Origin of the sequence: Sphingomonas aerophila, from assembly GCF_014199305.1 — a bacterium.
Classification (GTDB): Bacteria; Pseudomonadota; Alphaproteobacteria; order Sphingomonadales; family Sphingomonadaceae; genus Sphingomonas; species Sphingomonas aerophila.
This window is the reverse complement of record NZ_JACIJK010000006.1, coordinates 220,538-238,284: the sequence shown is the minus strand read 5'-3', so window position 1 is coordinate 238,284 and position 17,747 is coordinate 220,538. Positions and strand designations below refer to the sequence as shown.

General features: G+C 66.7%; 11 protein-coding genes, 1 tRNA gene and 1 pseudogene. 10 read left to right on the top strand and 3 right to left on the bottom strand.

Annotated features, from left to right (window positions below):
- Positions 1-4 precede the first annotated feature (4 nt).
- Positions 5-337, top strand: a complete 333-nt coding sequence (locus FHS94_RS11180) for a PilZ domain-containing protein (protein WP_184057789.1) — start codon at positions 5-7, stop codon at positions 335-337.
- A 519-nt stretch (positions 338-856) separates the two neighbouring features.
- Here FHS94_RS11180 and FHS94_RS11175 read toward each other — a convergent pair.
- The gene (locus tag FHS94_RS11175; RefSeq protein WP_184057787.1) at positions 857-2,572 is read right to left on the bottom strand and encodes a M1 family metallopeptidase; all 1,716 of its coding nucleotides are present in this window, start codon (positions 2,570-2,572) and stop codon (positions 857-859) included.
- 152 nt (positions 2,573-2,724) lie between these two features.
- On the opposite strand from FHS94_RS11175, the gene lon reads away from it, so the two are divergent.
- The 5 genes and pseudogenes from lon to FHS94_RS11150 all read left to right on the top strand — a co-directional run bounded on the left by lon (position 2,725) and on the right by FHS94_RS11150 (position 8,524).
- On the top strand, positions 2,725-5,118 hold the full coding sequence (gene lon / locus FHS94_RS11170; protein WP_184057785.1) for an endopeptidase La: 2,394 nt from the start codon (positions 2,725-2,727) through the stop codon (positions 5,116-5,118).
- Between the two features lie 91 nt (positions 5,119-5,209).
- Positions 5,210-5,515 (top strand): annotated as a pseudogene (locus tag FHS94_RS11165) (HU family DNA-binding protein); the annotation flags it as partial.
- A gap of 232 nt (positions 5,516-5,747) precedes the next feature.
- Positions 5,748-5,822 (top strand) — tRNA-Val (locus tag FHS94_RS11160).
- Between the two features lie 451 nt (positions 5,823-6,273).
- Positions 6,274-7,251, top strand: coding sequence for an NADP-dependent oxidoreductase (locus tag FHS94_RS11155; protein ID WP_184057781.1), 978 nt, complete (start codon positions 6,274-6,276; stop codon positions 7,249-7,251).
- Positions 7,252-7,279: 28 nt separating this feature from the next.
- Positions 7,280-8,524, top strand: a complete 1,245-nt coding sequence (locus FHS94_RS11150; RefSeq protein ID WP_184057779.1) for a metal-dependent hydrolase family protein — start codon at positions 7,280-7,282, stop codon at positions 8,522-8,524.
- Here the strand turns inward: FHS94_RS11150 and FHS94_RS11145 are convergent.
- A complete protein-coding gene (locus tag FHS94_RS11145) occupies positions 8,521-8,994 on the bottom strand; it encodes a DUF4126 domain-containing protein (protein ID WP_184057777.1) in 474 nt (157 codons plus the stop codon). The genes FHS94_RS11150 and FHS94_RS11145 overlap by 4 nt on opposite strands.
- 234 nt (positions 8,995-9,228) lie before the next feature.
- On the opposite strand from FHS94_RS11145, the gene FHS94_RS11140 reads away from it, so the two are divergent.
- The gene (locus tag FHS94_RS11140) at positions 9,229-10,899 is read left to right on the top strand and encodes a hypothetical protein (RefSeq protein ID WP_184057775.1); all 1,671 of its coding nucleotides are present in this window, start codon (positions 9,229-9,231) and stop codon (positions 10,897-10,899) included.
- 82 nt (positions 10,900-10,981) lie between these two features.
- The gene (locus FHS94_RS11135) at positions 10,982-13,834 is read left to right on the top strand and encodes a TonB-dependent receptor domain-containing protein (RefSeq protein ID WP_184057772.1); all 2,853 of its coding nucleotides are present in this window, start codon (positions 10,982-10,984) and stop codon (positions 13,832-13,834) included.
- Positions 13,835-13,887: 53 nt separating this feature from the next.
- Here FHS94_RS11135 and FHS94_RS11130 read toward each other — a convergent pair whose 3' ends face one another.
- Positions 13,888-14,544 carry a prolyl hydroxylase family protein gene (locus FHS94_RS11130; protein WP_184057771.1) on the bottom strand — a complete coding sequence of 219 codons (657 nt, stop codon included), beginning with the start codon at positions 14,542-14,544 and terminating at the stop codon, positions 13,888-13,890.
- 115 nt (positions 14,545-14,659) lie between these two features.
- Between FHS94_RS11130 and FHS94_RS11125 the strand changes: the two genes are divergently transcribed.
- The gene (locus FHS94_RS11125) at positions 14,660-15,496 is read left to right on the top strand and encodes a type II secretion system protein N (protein WP_184057769.1); all 837 of its coding nucleotides are present in this window, start codon (positions 14,660-14,662) and stop codon (positions 15,494-15,496) included.
- 11 nt (positions 15,497-15,507) lie between these two features.
- Positions 15,508-17,709, top strand: a complete 2,202-nt coding sequence (gspD, locus tag FHS94_RS11120; protein ID WP_184057767.1) for a type II secretion system secretin GspD — start codon at positions 15,508-15,510, stop codon at positions 17,707-17,709.
- The last annotated feature ends 38 nt before the right edge of the window (positions 17,710-17,747 follow it).

Here is a 17,747-nt window from a genome sequence, read left to right as displayed (position 1 = left end):
ACCCATGGCCTCTCACAGCATCGCACCGCGTCGCCAACGGCTCTCGCCCGCCAACCGGCGCGGAGAGGAGCGGCATCCCGTGGTGATCACCAGCGCTTCCGCCCGCCAGCATGGGGCACAGCCCGTCGATGCCAAGCTGACTGACGTTTCCGCGTTCGGGTGCCGCATCGCGTGCACGGAAAGCTACCCTGAAGATACGCGGCTCTGGCTGCGTCTGGCCGGAAGCATGCCCATCGCCGCGACGGTGATGTGGTGCGAGGGCGGAGTCGTCGGGTGCCGATTTGACCAGCCGATTGATCCGCGGCTGATGCGGACGCTGATCCGGCCCGTTCACTGAGCTAGTCGGTCCGGGTCCGGCGTGGACGTGTGCTTCGACTGTGCTCAGCACGAACGGGGTGTAGGGGGATCGACCGACGGCGAACGGCGGGGCGCTTCCGAAAACCTACAGCATAGGTCCGGCGGGGTGCTCCGACTGCACTCAGCTAGAACGGTCGGGAGAGGCGGCCACGGATGGTGAACGAAGGGCGTCGTTCGCAGTTCTAAGTAGCTGGGTCGCGCGAGGTGTTTCGGCTGCGCTCGGCACGAGCGGGGCTGAAGGCCGGCGATCCTCGGAGCGGAGGGGCGTTCGCACCTGAATCTCGCGGCGCTTCGAGTTTCTCCAGCACGAACGGGGTGGAGGAGTGTCAGTTAGGTGCTTCGACGCGCAGCGCGAACGGGTTGGACGAGTGTGTGTCTCCTCAGCTTCCCCTTGCCCGGAGCGCAGTCGCAGGCTCTGCGTCGCAGAAGCGCTGCAAGCTCCCTCGGTCGGAAGTCCACGCCCCTCTGTCGGCGACCGGGATCGGCCGGGCGTCGTCCCTCACTTCTTTGCTTTCTGCTCCGCCTGCCACGCCTGATATGCCTCGATGGCAGGGCTGCGGCGAAGGATGCGTGCGGAGGGGTCCACCACGACATGCGTGTCGGCGGGCACCGTCAGCGTCGCGGGCAGGGTAACCCGGCGCAGGTCATCGCCAATCCTGACCTCCAGCGGCATGGGGAACGGGCCGCCGCCCGGCACCGCCCAGCGAAGGGACAGCGTGTTGCCCGTCCGGGTCTGAACCAACTCCGGCAAAGCTGCCTGGCGCAGATAAACGTCGAAGAACCAGCGATAGTCCTTGCCCGTCACCTGGCGGACAAAGCCCTCATACTCCGCCGTGGAGCCGAACCGGGGGCGGAAGTTGCCGGGCTTCGGGTCCGTGCGCCCGTACACCGCCAGACGCGTAACATCGCCCCAGTCCTTGTCGCCGATCAGCCACCGCAGCGTGTGGAGCATCCACGCGCCCTTGTAGTAGATGTCCTGGCCGGGACCGCCCTTGGAAGGCTCGTACACCTCCTCCTCCGTCACCACGCGCCCGCGCACCATCGGCACCTTGTTCGCGATCGGCCGGCGCTGGGTGTCCATCATGGTGGCGTAGCGGGCGTCCCCCTCTCGCCACAGGCCGTAGAGCGGCTGCATGTAGCTTTCATAGCCTTCGTGCAGCCAGTAATCGTCCCAGTTGCCGGCCGTCAGCTGATTGCCGAACCATTCGTGGCCGAATTCGTGGTGGAACAGCCAGTCGAACCCCTCGGGCGCCTTGGCATAGGCATTGCCATAGGCGTTGATGGTCTGGTGCTCCATGCCCTTGTGCGGGGTTTTGACTACCCCGACCTTTTCGTCGCCAAATGGGTAGGGGCCGACGACGCTTTCGTAAAAGTCGAGCGTCGGCGCGAACTCCGCGAACAGCGCCTCCGCCTTGGCTTTCTCACCCGGCAGGTACCAGTAGAACATCGGGAACGAGTTGCCATAGCGGCTCTTGTAGGTGCCCGAGATCTCCTCATACGGGCCGACATTCAGCGCGATGGCATAGGTATTGGGGTTCTTCACCCGCCAGTTCCACCGCGAGCGACCGTCCGCGAGCTGGTCGACCCCCAGAAGCACGCCGTTGGAGGGCGCCTTCAGCCCCTTGGGCACGGTGATATGCAGCGTGACGACGCCCGGCTCCCCGGTGGGGAAGTCGAGGCACGGCCAGAACAGGTCGCAGCCATAGCCCTCCGCCGTGGTCGCGAACCAGGTGCGCCCGTCCGGGGTCTTGGACCACACGGTGCCGTCATCCCATGGCGCGTTCACCGCGACGTGCGGCGTGCCGCCATAGGTGAGGCGCGCGGTGACGGACTGCCCGGTGCCGAGCGGGCGAGGCAGGGTGACGACAAGTTGACCGTCGGGGTTGCTCCAGCCCCCCCGCGGGAGGGCCACCCCGTCGATGCTGATCGCGGACACCGGCAGATTGCGGTCGAGGTCGATCAGCAGGCGGGACACGGGCGCCCTGGCCGTGAAGCGCAGCGTTGCCACGCCCTTCAACTGCTGCGTCGCGGGCAGCACCTGGAAATCGAGGTCCGCCGAATCGAAACGAAGCGCCAGCTGCTCCGCCGGGCGGACGCCCCCAGATTTCTGCGTTTGCGCGGTGATTGCCGGTTCCCCCTTTTTGGGCAGCGGCGCGGCAGCGGTGGTGAGCAGGGCAGTGAGGAGGAGGGCGGCGGGGAGCAGGGCGGGGCGCATAGGAGCGTGTCGGCGGGAAAATACTTACGCGTCAAGCACCGCAACACCTCATCCTTCCGTGCTGGCAGACCGTTTGAACCGATTGATGGATGCGCAAACCTCCCCATATACAGTTCAACTGGACGCCCCATCAGGCGTCCGTCGGAGATTGCATGACAACCTATCCCGTTCTGCCGTTGCGCGACATCGTCGTCTTCCCGCACATGATCGTTCCGCTGTTCGTCGGCCGCGACAAGTCCGTGTCTGCGCTTGAGGCTGCGATGGCTGGCGACAAGGAGATCTTCCTGGTCGCGCAGCTCGACCCGGCCGAGGACGATCCCTCGCGCGAAGACCTGTACGAAATGGGCGTGACTGCCACCGTTCTTCAGCTGCTGAAGCTGCCCGACGGCACCGTGCGCGTGCTGGTGGAGGGCAAGGCGCGTGCACGCCTGGGTGAGCTGGCCCAGGGTGAGGGCCACCTGACCGCAACCGTTCTGCCGGTTGAGGACGTGATCACTGAGGGCGTCGAGATCGAGGCGTTGATGCGGTCGGTCGTCGGCCAGTTCGAAAGCTATGCCAAGCTCAACAAGAAGCTGCCGGCCGAAACCGCCGTGCAGCTTGCCGAGATTGGCGAAGCGGGCAAGCTGTCCGACTCGGTCGCCGCCAATATCAACGTGAAGGTCGCGGACAAGCAGGCGCTGCTGGTCGAAACCGATCCTGCCAAGCGGCTGGAGATGGCATTCGCCCTGATGGAAGGCGAGCTCGGCGTCCTACAGGTCGAGAAGAAGATCAAGAGCCGCGTCAAGCGCCAGATGGAGAAAACGCAGCGCGAGTATTACCTCAACGAGCAATTAAAGGCGATCCAGCGCGAGCTGGGTAATTCGGATGAGGAAGGCGATGGCGACGAACTCGCCGAGCTGACGCAGAAGATCGCGACGCTGAAGCTTTCCAAGGAAGCGCGGACCAAGGCGACGGCCGAGCTCAAGAAGCTGAAGACCATGGCGCCGATGAGCGCCGAGGCGACGGTGGTGCGCAACTATCTGGACGTGCTGCTGGGCCTGCCCTGGGGCAAGAAGTCCAAGATCAAGCGCGACATCGCGGCGGCGCAGGCGACGCTGGACCAGGACCATTATGCGCTGGAAAAGGTCAAGGACCGGATCGTCGAGTATCTTGGCGTGCAGGCGCGCACCAACAAGCTGAAGGGGCCGATCCTGTGCCTCGTCGGGCCGCCGGGCGTCGGCAAGACCAGCCTGGGCGAATCGATCGCCAAGGCGACCGGGCGCGAGTTCATCCGCCAGTCGCTGGGCGGCGTGCGGGATGAGGCCGAGATCCGCGGCCACCGCCGCACTTACATTGGCTCCATGCCGGGCAAGATCGTCACCAACCTGAAAAAGGCTGGCACGGCGAACCCGCTGTTCCTGCTCGACGAGATCGACAAGCTTGGCCAGGATTTCCGGGGCGACCCGGCGTCCGCTCTGCTTGAGGTGCTGGACCCCGAACAGAACGCCAAGTTCAACGACCATTATCTCGAGATCGACGTCGACCTGTCTGACGTGATGTTCGTGTGCACCGCGAACACGCTCAACCTGCCGCAGCCTCTGCTCGACCGGATGGAGATCATCCGGCTGGAAGGGTACACGGAGGACGAAAAGGTCGAGATCGCGGAGCGGCACCTGATCGCGAAGCAGATCGAGGCGCATGGCCTGAAGGATGGCGAGTTCACGCTGACCCATGAGGGGCTGCGCGCGCTGATCCAGCGCTACACCCGGGAAGCCGGTGTACGTACGCTGGAGCGGGAAATCGCGAAGCTCGCCCGCAAGGCGTTGCGCCAGATCCTGGAGGGCAAGGTCACCAGCGTCACGATCACGCCCGAGAACCTTCACGAGTTCGCCGGTGTGCAGAAGTTCCGCCATGGCCTGTCCGAGACCGAGAACCAGATCGGCGCGGTGACGGGCCTTGCCTGGACCGAGGTCGGCGGCGAGTTGCTGACGATCGAAAGCGTGACGGTGCCCGGCAAGGGCAGTGCCAAGGTGACCGGCAAGCTGGGCGATGTGATGAAGGAGTCGATCGAGACCGCCTTCTCCTTCGTGAAGGCGCGGGCCCCGAGCTATGGGATCAAGCCGAGCGTGTTCAACCGCAAGGACGTCCACGTCCACCTGCCCGAGGGCGCGACGCCCAAGGACGGGCCATCGGCGGGCATCGGCATGGTGACATCCATCGTGTCGACACTGACGGGCGTGCCGATCCGGCGCGAGGTGGCGATGACGGGCGAGGTGACCTTGCGCGGCCGGGTGCTGCCGATCGGCGGGCTGAAGGAGAAACTGCTCGCGGCGTTGCGTGGCGGTATCGAGACGGTGCTGATCCCGCAGGAGAACGAGAAGGATCTGGCCGACATTCCGGCGAACGTGAAGCAGGGGCTGACCATTGTCCCAGTTTCGCACGTCGACGAGGTTTTGCGCCTCGCCCTGACGGCGCCGCTGGAGGCGATCGACTGGACGGATGCCGACGAACTGGCCGCGTTTCCGCCCACGCCGATCGCTCCGGCGGGTGGCGAGCTCCACCACTAATCACCTAGGTTAGGAGAGGGCTGTTGACTCAGGTCAGCGCCCTCGCCTTACTGGCAGCTTCTTTTCGTCGTGCGAGTCCCCCCGGCGGGTCCGCGCGCGTGCTCAACAACGGGGGTTGCCAATGAACAAGCAGGAGCTGATCGCCACGGTCGCGGACACGTCGGGCCTTAACAAGGGTGACGCGGTCAAGGCGGTGGAAGCGGTGTTCGACGCGATTTCGGCCAGCTTGAAGAAGGGCGACGAAGTGCGCCTGGTAGGTTTCGGCACTTTCTCCGTTTCCAAGCGCAAGGCGTCCAGCGGGCGCAACCCGCGTACGGGCGAACCGATGACGATCAAGGCATCGAGCCAGCCCAAGTTCAAGGCGGGCAAGGGCCTGAAGGATTCGGTCAACGTTTGACCCAACGGCGCCCTGGCGATGAGCCGGGGCGCCTTGGCCGGCGGCCCGGCACATGCGGGCCATTCTGGCAGACGCGGGCCATCCAGGCGGCTGCGGCCGAGGTTCAAAGCTCCGGCAGGTCCTGCAAGCGCTTTCACAGCGGATCACGCCAGCACGGCCGCCTTTGCACTCACAAATCCGGGCTGGACAGGCTGCGCGACGCCGCCTAAAGGCCCGCTTCCGATTTCAGATCGGGCGCGTAGCTCAGCGGTAGAGCACACCCTTCACACGGGTGGGGTCACAGGTTCAATCCCTGTCGCGCCCACCATGAACAGGCCCGTTGCCCGGCGGCAGCGGGCCTTTTTGCTGTTGTGCTTTTTTGCTGTCCTACAGCCGCTGCGCTGATGCAGGCTGCCGCGATGCAATGGCCGATTCTCTTTTTGTTCTTCGTAGTGGTGGCCGCTGCGCTCATCCGTGGGCTGCCGCCCCCGAAGCGAATTTCGATGAGCGTTGCTACCCTGTCGCGAGTGGGCTCGATGCGACGCCCACGGATCGTCTCGGGCTGGCAGGTGTCGCCCGCGTGGAAGCGCAGTTGCGTGTCGGGGTCGCCGCAGCGCCACGTTGCGGTTGTGCGTGCGCTGATCGGTGGTGGCGCGCGAAGTACGGCGATGGCTTCGCGTTCCCCGTGCGATCGCGGTATTCCGTCCACCTCCTTTGGGACAGGCGGGAGCGCAAGCGTGAGCGGGCCGTTGTCACCGGAGACATCAGGAGTGCTCCGCATGACCGACGCCGCCGACCAGACCCTGTCCGACGATGACACCGCCGCGCTGTCGGTCGTGCTGTCCCGTTTCGGCGGCGCGGACGCGCTGTCAGTGCAGCGCATGCCCATTCCGCAGCCGCAGGATGACGAGGTGCTGGTCCGTGTTCGCGCCGCCAGCGTGAACCCGGTCGATTACAAGATCGCGCAAGGCAAGTTCCCGCCGATCGGCGAGGACAAGCTGCCCCTGATCCTTGGCCGCGACCTTGCCGGCACCGTGGAAGCGATGGGCACGCGCGCTCATTACATGGTCCGCCACGGCGACCGCGTGATGGCGCATATCGGCATCGACCGCGGCGCGCAGAGTGAGTTCGTGGTCGCCAAGGCGGTCGAGTTCATCGCGATCCCCGAGGGCGTGGACTTTCCCGAGGCCGCCGGGGCCGGGCTCGCCTCCATGACGGCATGGCAGGGCTTGTTCGATCAGGGCGGGCTGGACAACGGGCAAACCGTGCTGATCCATGGGGCGGCCGGCGGGGTCGGTCACCTCGCGGTGCAGTTCGCCAAATGGAAGGGCGCCCGCGTGATTGCGACGGCGTCCGCCAAGGACGTCGACTTTGTCCGCTCGCTCGGCGCCGACACAGTGATCGACTACAAGGCGGGGCGGTTCGAGGATCAGGTCAGCGACGTCGACCTCGTGCTCGATCTGATCGGCGGCGATACGGGCGAGCGATCTTTGGCCGTGCTGCGCGAAGGCGGCATTCTCGTTTCCACGGTCCAGCCGCCATCCGACGACAAGAAGGCTGGCCGCGATGTTCGTATCGCGCCGCGCTTCATGGCGCAGCCCAATGCGGCGCAGCTCGGCCAGGTCGCCGACCTGATGGCAGCGGGCAATGTCAGGGTCACCGTGGCCAGGACATTCCCGATCACGGAAGCGGCGGCCGCCTATCGCGAGCAGGAGGAGGGGCATCCGAGCGGCAAGATCGTGCTGCTGCTCGACTAGCCGCGCGGCGCGGGGCAGGGTGGCGTCCATGCTACGCCGCCTGTTCGCCCTGCTCGCCATTGCCCTGTTCGCCTCTGCCGAGGCTGCACCCCGAGCGGTGCTGCTGGTGCCGGATGCGGTGTTCGACGGGGAGGCGCGGCATCCCGGCTGGCGCGTGCTGGTGACGGGCGACCGCATCACCGCCGTCGGCCCGGCCGTCACCGCGCCGGCCGGAGCGGAAACGGTCCCGCTGCCGGGCACGACGCTGCTGCCCGGGCTGATCGACGCGCACGTTCACCTGTTCCTCCATCCCTATGACGAGGCGAGCTGGAACGACCAAGTGCTGAAGGAGGCACTGCCGCTGCGCACCGCACGCGCCGTGGCCGCGGCCCGCGCGACGCTGTTCGCAGGGTTCACCACCGTCCGCGATCTTGGGACCGAGGGGGCGGGGGATGCCGACCGCAGCCTGAAACAAGCGATCGACCAGGGGATCGTGCCCGGTCCCCGCTTGCTGATCGCCAACCGCGCGCTGGTCGCGTCGGGAGCATACGGGCCCAAGGGCTATGCCTTTCCCGTACCGCAGGGCGCAGAGGAGGCGGACGGTCCCGCTCTGGTCGCCGCCGCGCGCCGGCAGATGGGCGAGGGCGCGGACTGGGTGAAGCTGTACGCCGACTACCGTTGGGGCCCGGGCGAGCCGTCCCACCCGACCTTCTCCGTCGCCGAGATGCGGGCGGTTGTTGAGGCCGCCCATGATGCCGGCCGTCACGTCGCCGCTCACGCCGGCACCGCCGAGGGGATGCGCCGCGCGGCGGAGGCCGGGGTCGACACGATCGAGCATGGCGATGAGGGCACGGCGCAGGTTTTCGCGCTGATGAAGGCCCGTGGCGTCGCGTATTGCCCGACGCTCGCCGCGACGGACGCGACCAGCCGCTACGCCGGTTCGAACGGTGCTGCGCCTGAACCTGCGCGGATTACCGCCAAGCGGGCGAGCTATGCCGCCGCGATCACGTCCGGCGTCACGCTGTGCGTGGGCGGCGACACGGGAGTGTTCGCGCATGGCGACAATGCGCGCGAGCTGGACCTGATGAGCGCGTGGGGCTTGTCGCCAGCGCGCGTCCTGTCGATCGCGACGGGAGGCAATGCCCGCGTGCTCGGCATCGCCGATCGCGTCGGCACGGTGAAGCCCGGCCTGCTGGCCGACCTTGTGGCGGTCGAGGGCGACCCGGCGCGCGACTTGTCCGCCCTGCGCCGGGTCAGGCTGGTGATGAAGGGCGGAGCCGTCGTCCGCCCCTAAGGCTTGGTTGTGGTCGCCTGATCCTTGGCGCCGCGAACCACGGCTGCTGTGCCCGCAAGCAGCAGGGCATCCTCGACGAAGCCGGTCGTCACCTGGCCATAGCGGCGCAGCGCCGCCATGCGGGCAGAGAAGGTGAGATAGGCAGCACCCGCGGCGGCAGCGGCACCGATCAGCCCGGCCGCGACCCGCTGGTGCTTTGGCGCGAGCGCCATGCCGGCAACCGCGCCCGTCACGATCCGCGCCGCCATGCCCGACGCAACAATCCGGTCCGGCGCCTCCGACCATTTGTCGCCCGCCATTTCGCCAGCGGCCAGCGCCAGCGTCCCCGCCGCGAGCAGCGGATGACCGAGCAACGGCGGCGCGCCGTTGTCGCGGGGCAGTTCGTCACGCCATGCAGCGGCACTGACGGCGGCAAGGGGCGAGATGGCGCGGGCACCGGCGAGTGCGCCGATCAGGGCCGAACGGATCAACAGGTTTATCCTTTCACAGCAGGTATTCCCACAACGGCTGGCAGCCCAGGCGGGTCCCACACCGGGACCGTCACGTAACCGCAACGAAAGCGTCACGGCGCTGTCTCCAAAGTCGCACGTAGCCGTCACACGGCGCGCCTACCGGCCCTGTCGTGGGTCGAACGAGGGGGGAACCTTTGGGTCGACCGAACCGGGCAATCGCCCGCCACGACACGGAACAGGGAGTTTTGGGCAATGGCGATCCTCACGCAAAAGGCGGCGCGTCTTCTCGCGGGCAGTGCGGTTCTCGCGCTGGCGGGCTGTAATGGCGCCGACAATGTCGCTTCGCCGGGCGCGGGCACCATCATCATCGGTGCGCCCACGCCGAGCCCGACGCCGGCCCCCACCAGCACGCCGACCCCGTCCGCGATCACCGCCGCGCAGTTCGCGTCCACGTCGGGCCAGTCGTTCACCGCGGGCGGCGTCAGCCAGCAGTTCACGATCACCGCCGACGAGCAATTGGCGATCGTTAACGCGGGGAGCAACAACAACGTCAACGGCGCCGGCTCGACGCTCAACGGCGTGTACCCGACCGGCGGCACGTCGCTGGCGGCCGCGGTTGACCCGTCCACGATCAACAGCTTCTTCACCTCCACCAACTATGTTGGCGCGCTGAACGGCCCGACGGACACGTCCTTCCAGGGATGGACCTGCAATTCGAGCTCGGCCGAATTCGGCGGTTCGGGCGCGCGCTGCACCGCGGTTCCGGCCGTTGGCACACTGGCGGCCGGCGCGGCTTGCCCGGCCGGCACCACCACCCCGACCGGCGCAGCCACCACGGCGACCTCCGCCACCCAGGGCGGGTTCAAGGTGTGCGACATTCCGCAGCAGATCACCACCAGCCTGACCCTGCCGCGCATCCCCGGCATCGCCTATCGCTTTACCGGCCAGACGGAAGTCGGCGCAGACGTGGGGCAGACCGGCGGCGACTCGGGCATCGCGCTGAACATCGAGCCGGGCGTGGTGCTGTTCGCCAACGCGAACGAGCCGACCAACGACCTGATCCTGGTCAACCGTGGATCGAAGATCAACGCGGTGGGCGACGTCAACAATCCGATCATCATCACCTCGCAGCAGAACCTGAACAACAATGGCGTGTCCGACGCGAGCCAGGGCCAGTGGGGCGGCATCATCCTGCTGGGCCGTGCGCCGACGGCAGTGTGCGCGGGCACCACGGGGCCGAACAACGCCGCGGGCAGCTCACCCACCTGCCAGCAGCAGATCGAGGGTGTGACCGGACGCTTCTATGGTGGCCCGACCGTTGCCGATTCGAGCGGCCGGATGAGCTTTGTCCAGATCCGCTATTCGGGCATCGCGATCTCCGACGGGAACGAGCTGCAGGGCCTGACGCTGGGCGGCACGGGTTCGGGCACCACCATCGACCACGTCCAGAGCCACAATTCCGCCGACGACGGGGTCGAGATCTTTGGCGGCGCGACCAACATCAAGTACTTCGTCGCGACCGGCGCGGATGACGACGGCTTCGACATCGACAACGGCTATCGCGGGTTCATCCAGTTCATGGTTGCCGCCCAGCGCACCATTGGCGCGACCGCGGACAGCTTCTCGACCGAGATCGACTCGAACCTCAACGAAGACCTGCTGCCGCGTACGTTCGGCAACTACGCCAACTTCACCTTCATCCAGACCGCGGCGGCGCCTGCGGCCATCCGCCTGCGCGGTGGCGCCGACATGCGCTTCGTCAACGGCGTGGTGAAGTCGCCGGCCAACGTCGCCTGCGTGAACTTGATCGCGCAGGAAGCGAGTGCCGGCGATCGGTCGACCATCCGTGCGGCGGACGCGAGCCGCCAGGACAACGGGCCGCCGATCTTCAACTCCGTCTACTTCGCCTGCAACGGCCGCTGAGGCACCCGCCTCGGCTAGCCCGGCCGGGGCGGTGTCACAGCCGCTCCGGTCCGTTTCCCTATTTGCGTTGAGTGATCCGGCCATGCAGCGACGTCTCGCCTATGCCACCCTTCTCCTCCTGACGTCGCAGCTCGTCGCACCGGCCGTTCTGGCCCAGACGAACGGCGCCGGCACCTCTGGCACGGCAGGCGCGCAGTCGCCGCCCCAGGCCAGCACTCCCGCGACCAGTTCGCCGACCGGCAGCGAGCCGACGGACGAGCAGACCCCGACCACCCAGAGCGGAACTGCTGCCGAGGGCGCGGAGGCGCCGGTGGAGGTGTCCGCGCCGGGTGCCGACCCGAGCGCCGGGCAGGAAGTGGTCGTGGTCGGCCGCAACATCCCCAACACGGTGCGCGCCACCGCACAGATCGTGTCGGTGCTGTCGACCGCCGACATCGCGCGAACGGGCGAGGGCGACATCGCCGGCGCGCTGACGCGGGTCACCGGCCTGTCGGTGGTCGGCAACGGATTCGTCTTCGTGCGCGGCCTGGGCGACCGCTACTCCTCATCGTTGCTCAACGGATCGCCGCTGCCGAGCCCGGAGCCGCTGCGTCGGTCGGTACCGCTGGACATCTTCCCGACCACGATCGTCGGGTCGGCGCTGGTGCAGAAGACCTATTCGGTGAACTACCCCGGCGAGTTCGGCGGCGGCGTCATCAACCTGACCACCAAGGGGATCCCGACCAAGAACTTCCTGTCCGCCGGCGCGACCGTGAGCGGGGACGATTTCACTACCAGCGAGCTCGGCTATACCTATTACGGCAGCAAGTCCGACTGGACGGGCTTTGACAGCGGCACGCGCGATGTGCCGGGCTTCATCCGCAACGCGCCGAACAGCAATGGCCTGATCCCCGTCGAGCAGGTCGCGCAACTGTCGAACGCGTCCACGACGCTGTTGCAGCGTAACAACCACCTGCCCGCCAACTGGTCGGGCGAGATCTCTGGCGGATCGAGCTTTGACCTGGGCGGCAGCCGGCTGGGCGTCGTCGCGTCTCTGTCCGCAAGCAACACATGGCGGTCGCGCCTGTCCACCCAGCAGGATACCACGGCGCAGAACGGCGCGCTTCGCAACGACTTCCTGACGTTGCTGACCGACAACCGCGTGGTTGCCAATGCACTGATCGGTGTCGGTTTCGAGTTCGGCGACAACACGATCCGCTGGACCAACGTGTATGTGCACGACACGCTGAAGCAGGGTCGCGGGTCGGCAGCGACCAACTATGTCAACTCGAGCGGGCTCCGCTTTCAGCAGAACACCAACTGGTTCGAGCGGCAGCTGGTCGAAACGCAGCTGGTGGGCGAGTTCAAGCTGACCGACCAGCTCCACCTGGACGCGCGTGGTGCCTTTGCCAATTCCAAGCGCAAGGCCCCGTATGAGCGGCAGTTCGATTATCTTTGTTCGGACCGCACCACGACCGGGCAGGCGATCGTGAACAACGATGCCGGGTCCGGGCAGGACCTGTTCGTCTGCAACGGCGCGTTCCAGGTCAGCCAGCGTTTCTCACCGTTCGCGTCAATCATCTTCAGCGACCTGAACGAGAACCTATGGAGCGGGCAGGGCGACCTTTCCTACAAGCTCGACACCGAACGGCCGTTCACCTTGTCGACCGGCTATTTCTATTCGGAAACGAACCGCACATCGAGCCGGCTGCAGTTCAACTACCAGACCAGCCTGGGCGGCGGAACGGCGCCCGGGTATCCGGTGAACCTGTTGCGGCCAGACTTCCTGCTGGGTCCGGACGCGCTCAACAATGCATGCCCGCAGATCGCGGCAAACCTGTGCACCATCGAGCTGCAGTTCAACACGCCGCTGGGCGCATATCGCTATGACGCCGGGCTGATCATCCACGCAGGCTATGTCCAGGCCGAGGCCGAGGCGAGCGACGGGCTGCGTGCGGTCATCGGCGTGCGGTACGAGAATGGCCGGGAGATCGTTACCCCGATCGGAACGGCGCCCACCCGGTTGAAGAACGATTACTTCCTGCCGGCGGCGACGCTGACCTGGAACTTCGCGGCCAACATGCAGGCGCGCGCGTCCTTCTCCAAGACCATCTCGCGGCCGCAATTCCGTGAGCTTGCGCCTCAGCAGTTCCGTGATCCGGATTCGGACCGGCTATTCTTCGGCAACCCGCTGTTGAAGGATTCGGAGCTATACAACCTGGAAGCGCGATACGAGTGGTTCTTCGGTCGGGACCAGCGCTTCACGCTGGCGGGCTTCTACAAGCGGATCGACAATCCGATCGAGCAGGTCGGCTTCTACACCGGGTCCGACGATCGGTTGCAGACGGGCTTCAGCTACCTGCCGAGCGCGACGCTGTATGGCGGCGAGGTCGAGGTGCAGAAGTATCTGCCGTTGCGCGGGCTGGGTGATGCCTTTGCGACCCGCCGCCTGTTCGCGTTGGCCAACTACACCTACACCCAGTCCAGCATCAACGCGTCGGGCGGGTGCGTTCCGAACGTGACCAACCAGACCCTGGGCGCGTGCCCGACCGGCTATGGCCCGGCAAGCGCCCAGTTCCGCGACGGCGCGCCGTTGACGGGGCAGTCCGATCACCTGGTAAACCTGCAACTCGGGATCGATGACACGGATCGGCTGTCGCAGCTGACCGTGTTGTTCAACTATGCCAGCGATCGCGTGACCAACCGTGGGCCGACCAACCTGTCGGGCGTCGGGTTCCAGCCGGACATCATCGAGCGGCCCGGCATCCGGTTGGACGTGGTGGCACGGCAGGGGATCGAGGCCTTTGGCGGCCGTTTCGAGATCAAGGCGGAGGCGCGCAACCTGACCCGCACCCGCTATAACGAGCGGCAGGTGTTTCCGGGCGGCAACCAGGTCTTCATCAACAAGTACATCCAGGGTCGCACCTTTTCCCTGGGGGTGAGCACGACCTTCTAGGAAGGCGCGAGGGGTGGACTTGCGTGGTTCACCCCTTGATGCTCGGTGCCGGATCAGCGCCAGGGCCGCTCGCGAAACCATTTGGTGATGACGTATTTGGTCCCGCTGCGCACCTTCATTCCCTGATGAAGGGTGGCGGGGTTCAACGTTCCATCCGGCCGCCGATTGTTCCAGGCGAGCAGCTTGCCCACCTCTGGCTGCACGATCTTGTCGATGCTCTTGAACCGGGTAGCGCCGCCGGCCTCTGGCTCGTTCAGGTAGATCATGACCGTCCAGGTGCGGTTGCCGGCGACCCCGCAATATCGGTCGAAGTCGATCCCGGTGGGCTCGAAATAGTCGGTGTGCCCCTTGAACTCCTGCCCGACCGCGTAGCGCTGGCCCTGGATCGGTTCCCCGAACACAGGGTCCAGGCCGGTCAGCCCGGTGATGCGCGCTTCCACCTCCGCCACGAGCGGGTCGGTCCCGGCAAGGTCGCCCGTTTCACTGGTGCGGTAGCTGGCGTCCCCGTTTGGGTCGCTGAGGGTCGAGGGCCGGCGCACGGCATCGATGCGCTCCACCAGGCCTTCACACAGGTCGGGCGACAGGAAGGCGCGGTTGATGAACAAGGTCAGCTTGGGACTGGGCACCCGCTGAACGCCCGGGTGCGACAGGATGCGGTCCACGATCGGCTCCGACGGATGGCCGCTACCTAGCAGGGGAAGGATGCTCATGCCGTCCGATTTGCCAGCCCGCTCGACCGTGCGCCAGTGCCGGCACCAACGCAGAGCATTGACGCAGAAGCGTAACATGCCATGCGTAGGCACCGCGACGGTGGGGTGAAACGCGATGCGATTGATGATGGACGCGCGTGCGCGCCGCATCTTGCGGCGGCTGCCCCGCGTCAATGTGTACTCGGTGGCCGAACTCGCGCTGATGGCGCTGGTCGCGACGCAGGGCGCGCGGCTGGTATGGGCGGTGGTGACCCCCGTGTCCCCGGTTGGCGAGTGGCGCCCGCTCGACATAGCGCTTCCTGGCGGGGCCGCGGATGTGCTGGGCAGCTTTGACCCGTTTTTCCGGTTGTCTGCGGGCCAGGCGTCGGCTGCGGCGGTCACGTCGCTCCAGCTGACGTTGTTCGGGACTCGGCTGGACGAGGCGATGGGGCGCGGCTCTGCGATCGTTGCCGGGCCCGATGGCGTGCAGAAGAGCATCGAGGTGGGCGAGGAGGTCGCCCTCGGCGTAAGGCTGAAGTCGGTCGCGTTCGATCACGTCACCCTGGATCGCGGCGGCACGACCGAGGACCTGTTCCTTGACCAGTCGAGTTCGGTCACGCCCGTGCAGCCAGATGGGGGCGCCGTCGCCACGGCCGGCGCTCCGCCGCCGGCGGCGGGCCCGGCGGGAAAGATCGCCGCGCAGATCCGAAGCGAGATCGGCTTTATCCCGCGGATCGACGATGGCCGGGTCAGCGGGTTGGTGGTACGGTCGCAGGGTTCGGGTGGCTTGTTTCAGCGATCGGGCCTGCGGGATGGCGACGTGGTCACGGCCATTGGTGGCCGCCCGGTGAACGGTCCGGGCGATATCGAGCGGGTCGCGGCCGACTTTTCCGCCGGTGGCAATATTCCCGTGACAGTGGAACGCGGTGGTCAGACGATGCCGCTCGGTATCCCGGTCACGCCCATAAAATGACGCAGAGATCGATGACAAAGACCCTTCTTGCTTCCGCCCTGGCGCTTGCGCTCGCGGCGGGTGCTCATGCCCAGACGACCCTGAATGTCCGTGACGCCGATGTCCGCGCGTTCATCGCGGACGCGGCCAAGGTGACGGGCCGCACCTTCATCATCGACAGCCGGGTGCAGGGCAAGGTGACGGTGGTGACCGACCGGCCGCTGTCCCGTTCGCAATATTTCGAGGTGTTCCTGTCGACGCTGCGCGCCAACAACCTGGTGGCGGTGCCGACCGCCAACGGGGCGTTGCGCATCCAGCCGATCGACAATGCGGCCCAGCAGCCAAGCCGGATCGGCGCGAGCGGGGCCAACCGCAACAGCTTCGTGACGGAGATCGTCCGGTTGCGTGCGGTGGACGCGCAAAGTGCAGTGGAAACGGTGAGGCCGCTGGTCAGCGCGCAAGGCTCCGTCACCGCCAATCGCGGCGGCAACAGCCTGGTCATTGTCGATTTCGCCGACAACATTCGCCGGATCCGCGAGGTGCTGGGCCGGATCGACAATGACAACGCGTCCACGCGCGTCGTCAGCCTGAGGAACGCATCGGCACGCGAGATCGCGACCGCGCTGCAAGGGCTGGTCGGCGCTGGCGCGGGCGGGGCAGCCGCGGGTGGCGGGGCAGGGGCGACCCCCACCTCCGTCGTTGCAGTGGAGGGCTCCAATGCCGTGGTGCTGCGGGGCGATCCGTCCACCGTATCCCGGCTGTCACAAGTGGCAGCAGACCTGGATCTGAAGGCGAAGAACGGGACCGAGATCAAGGTCGTGTTCCTGGAGAACGCCGACGCCGAGCAGCTGTTGCCCGTGTTGCAGCAGCTGGTCGGGCAAACCCCGGACCAGCCGTCCAGCCAGCAGCTCAGCCGCACCAATTTCGGGTCGACCAGCACCAACGGCAGCACGTCCACCCCCGCCAATGCGGCCCCCCAGGGCCCGTCCGCGCCGGCGAGCGTGCCGGGCGCGAATGGCGGAACGGGCCAGCCCGCGCTGACGGCGGCGGGTGGACGGACGGCGGCGGTGGTGACCCGCTTCATTGGCGCCAACGCCATCGTGATCGCGGCACCGGGCGACATCCAGCGTCAGCTGGCCGAGGTGGTGCGTCAGCTTGATACAAGGCGTGAACAGGTCCTGATCGAGGCGATCGTCGCGGAGGTGTCGGATTCGACGGTGAACCGCCTTGGCGCGCAATTCCTGCTCGGCAACCTCTCGGGTGGGGCGTTCGCGGCATCGACGTTCAGCAACTCCGCGCCGAACATCCTGCAGATCGCGGGCGCGATCGGGGCCCGCGAACTGGCGACCACAACAACGACCATCAACGGCCAGAACGTCGTGACGGGCACCGACACGACCGTCTCGAACCAGCTCGCCCAGTCCGCGATCACGTCCATCCTCGGCTCGTCCGGCGGCTTTGGCGGGTTCGGCGGCAAGATCGGCGACACGATCTTTGGCGCGATCATCAACGCGGTCAAAAGCGATACGGCGTCCAACCTGCTGCAGGTTCCGCACATCATCGCGCCCGACAACCAGGAGGCGCACAGCCTGGTGGGACAGGAAATCCCGGTCACGACGGGGCAGGCGCTGTCGTCCAACTTCGACAACGCGTTCCGCACGACGCAGCGCGAGAATGTCGGCATCGGCCTGGACGTGCGTCCGCAGGTGAACTCGTCGGGCACGGTGAAGGTCAACATCCACCTTCAGGTCAGCTCCATCGCCGGGCCTGTGTCGAGCGACAATTCGGACCTGATCCTGAACAAGCGCGAGGTCGAGACTACCTTGACGCTGGATGATGGTGCGATTGGCGTTATCGGTGGTTTGCTATCGGACGAGGAGCGGCGGACGATCGAGAAGATCCCACTGCTGGGCGACATTCCGGTGGTCGGCAACCTGTTCAAGTCGCGCGCCAAGTCCCGGGCCAAGACCAACCTGATGATCTTCATCCGCCCGACGATCCTCAGGACACGCGAGGACAGCCGGCGGGTTGCCGAGCAGCGTTACGGCTATCTGCGGCTGCAACAGGGGCTGCAGGACCCCACGGCCGAGCCGTCAATCGACGAACTGGTGCGAGACTATCTGGGTGCGGCGGCGCCGATCCCGTCCGCGCCCGTGCCGGGCAACATCCAGGACCCTCGTGTCGCGGTGCCCGTCGTGACCAATTCGACGAGCAAGGTTCGGGTGAAGCGGTGAAAATGGGGGCAATGGTCCCTATCTGGTGTCACGATGAC

Excerpts from the sequence above, each read along its gene's own strand:
- FHS94_RS11180 (WP_184057789.1), top strand. The coding sequence starts at position 5 with ATGGCCTCTCACAGCATCGCACCGCGTCGCCAACGGCTCTCGCCCGCC.
- FHS94_RS11175 (WP_184057787.1), bottom strand. The coding sequence starts at position 2,572 with ATGCGCCCCGCCCTGCTCCCCGCCGCCCTCCTCCTCACTGCCCTGCTC.
- lon (WP_184057785.1), top strand. The coding sequence starts at position 2,725 with ATGACAACCTATCCCGTTCTGCCGTTGCGCGACATCGTCGTCTTCCCG.
- FHS94_RS11155 (WP_184057781.1), top strand. The coding sequence starts at position 6,274 with ATGACCGACGCCGCCGACCAGACCCTGTCCGACGATGACACCGCCGCG.
- FHS94_RS11150 (WP_184057779.1), top strand. The coding sequence starts at position 7,280 with ATGCTACGCCGCCTGTTCGCCCTGCTCGCCATTGCCCTGTTCGCCTCT.
- FHS94_RS11140 (WP_184057775.1), top strand. The coding sequence starts at position 9,229 with ATGGCGATCCTCACGCAAAAGGCGGCGCGTCTTCTCGCGGGCAGTGCG.
- FHS94_RS11135 (WP_184057772.1), top strand. The coding sequence starts at position 10,982 with ATGCAGCGACGTCTCGCCTATGCCACCCTTCTCCTCCTGACGTCGCAG.
- FHS94_RS11130 (WP_184057771.1), bottom strand. The coding sequence starts at position 14,544 with ATGAGCATCCTTCCCCTGCTAGGTAGCGGCCATCCGTCGGAGCCGATC.
- FHS94_RS11125 (WP_184057769.1), top strand. The coding sequence starts at position 14,660 with ATGCGATTGATGATGGACGCGCGTGCGCGCCGCATCTTGCGGCGGCTG.
- gspD (WP_184057767.1), top strand. The coding sequence starts at position 15,508 with ATGACAAAGACCCTTCTTGCTTCCGCCCTGGCGCTTGCGCTCGCGGCG.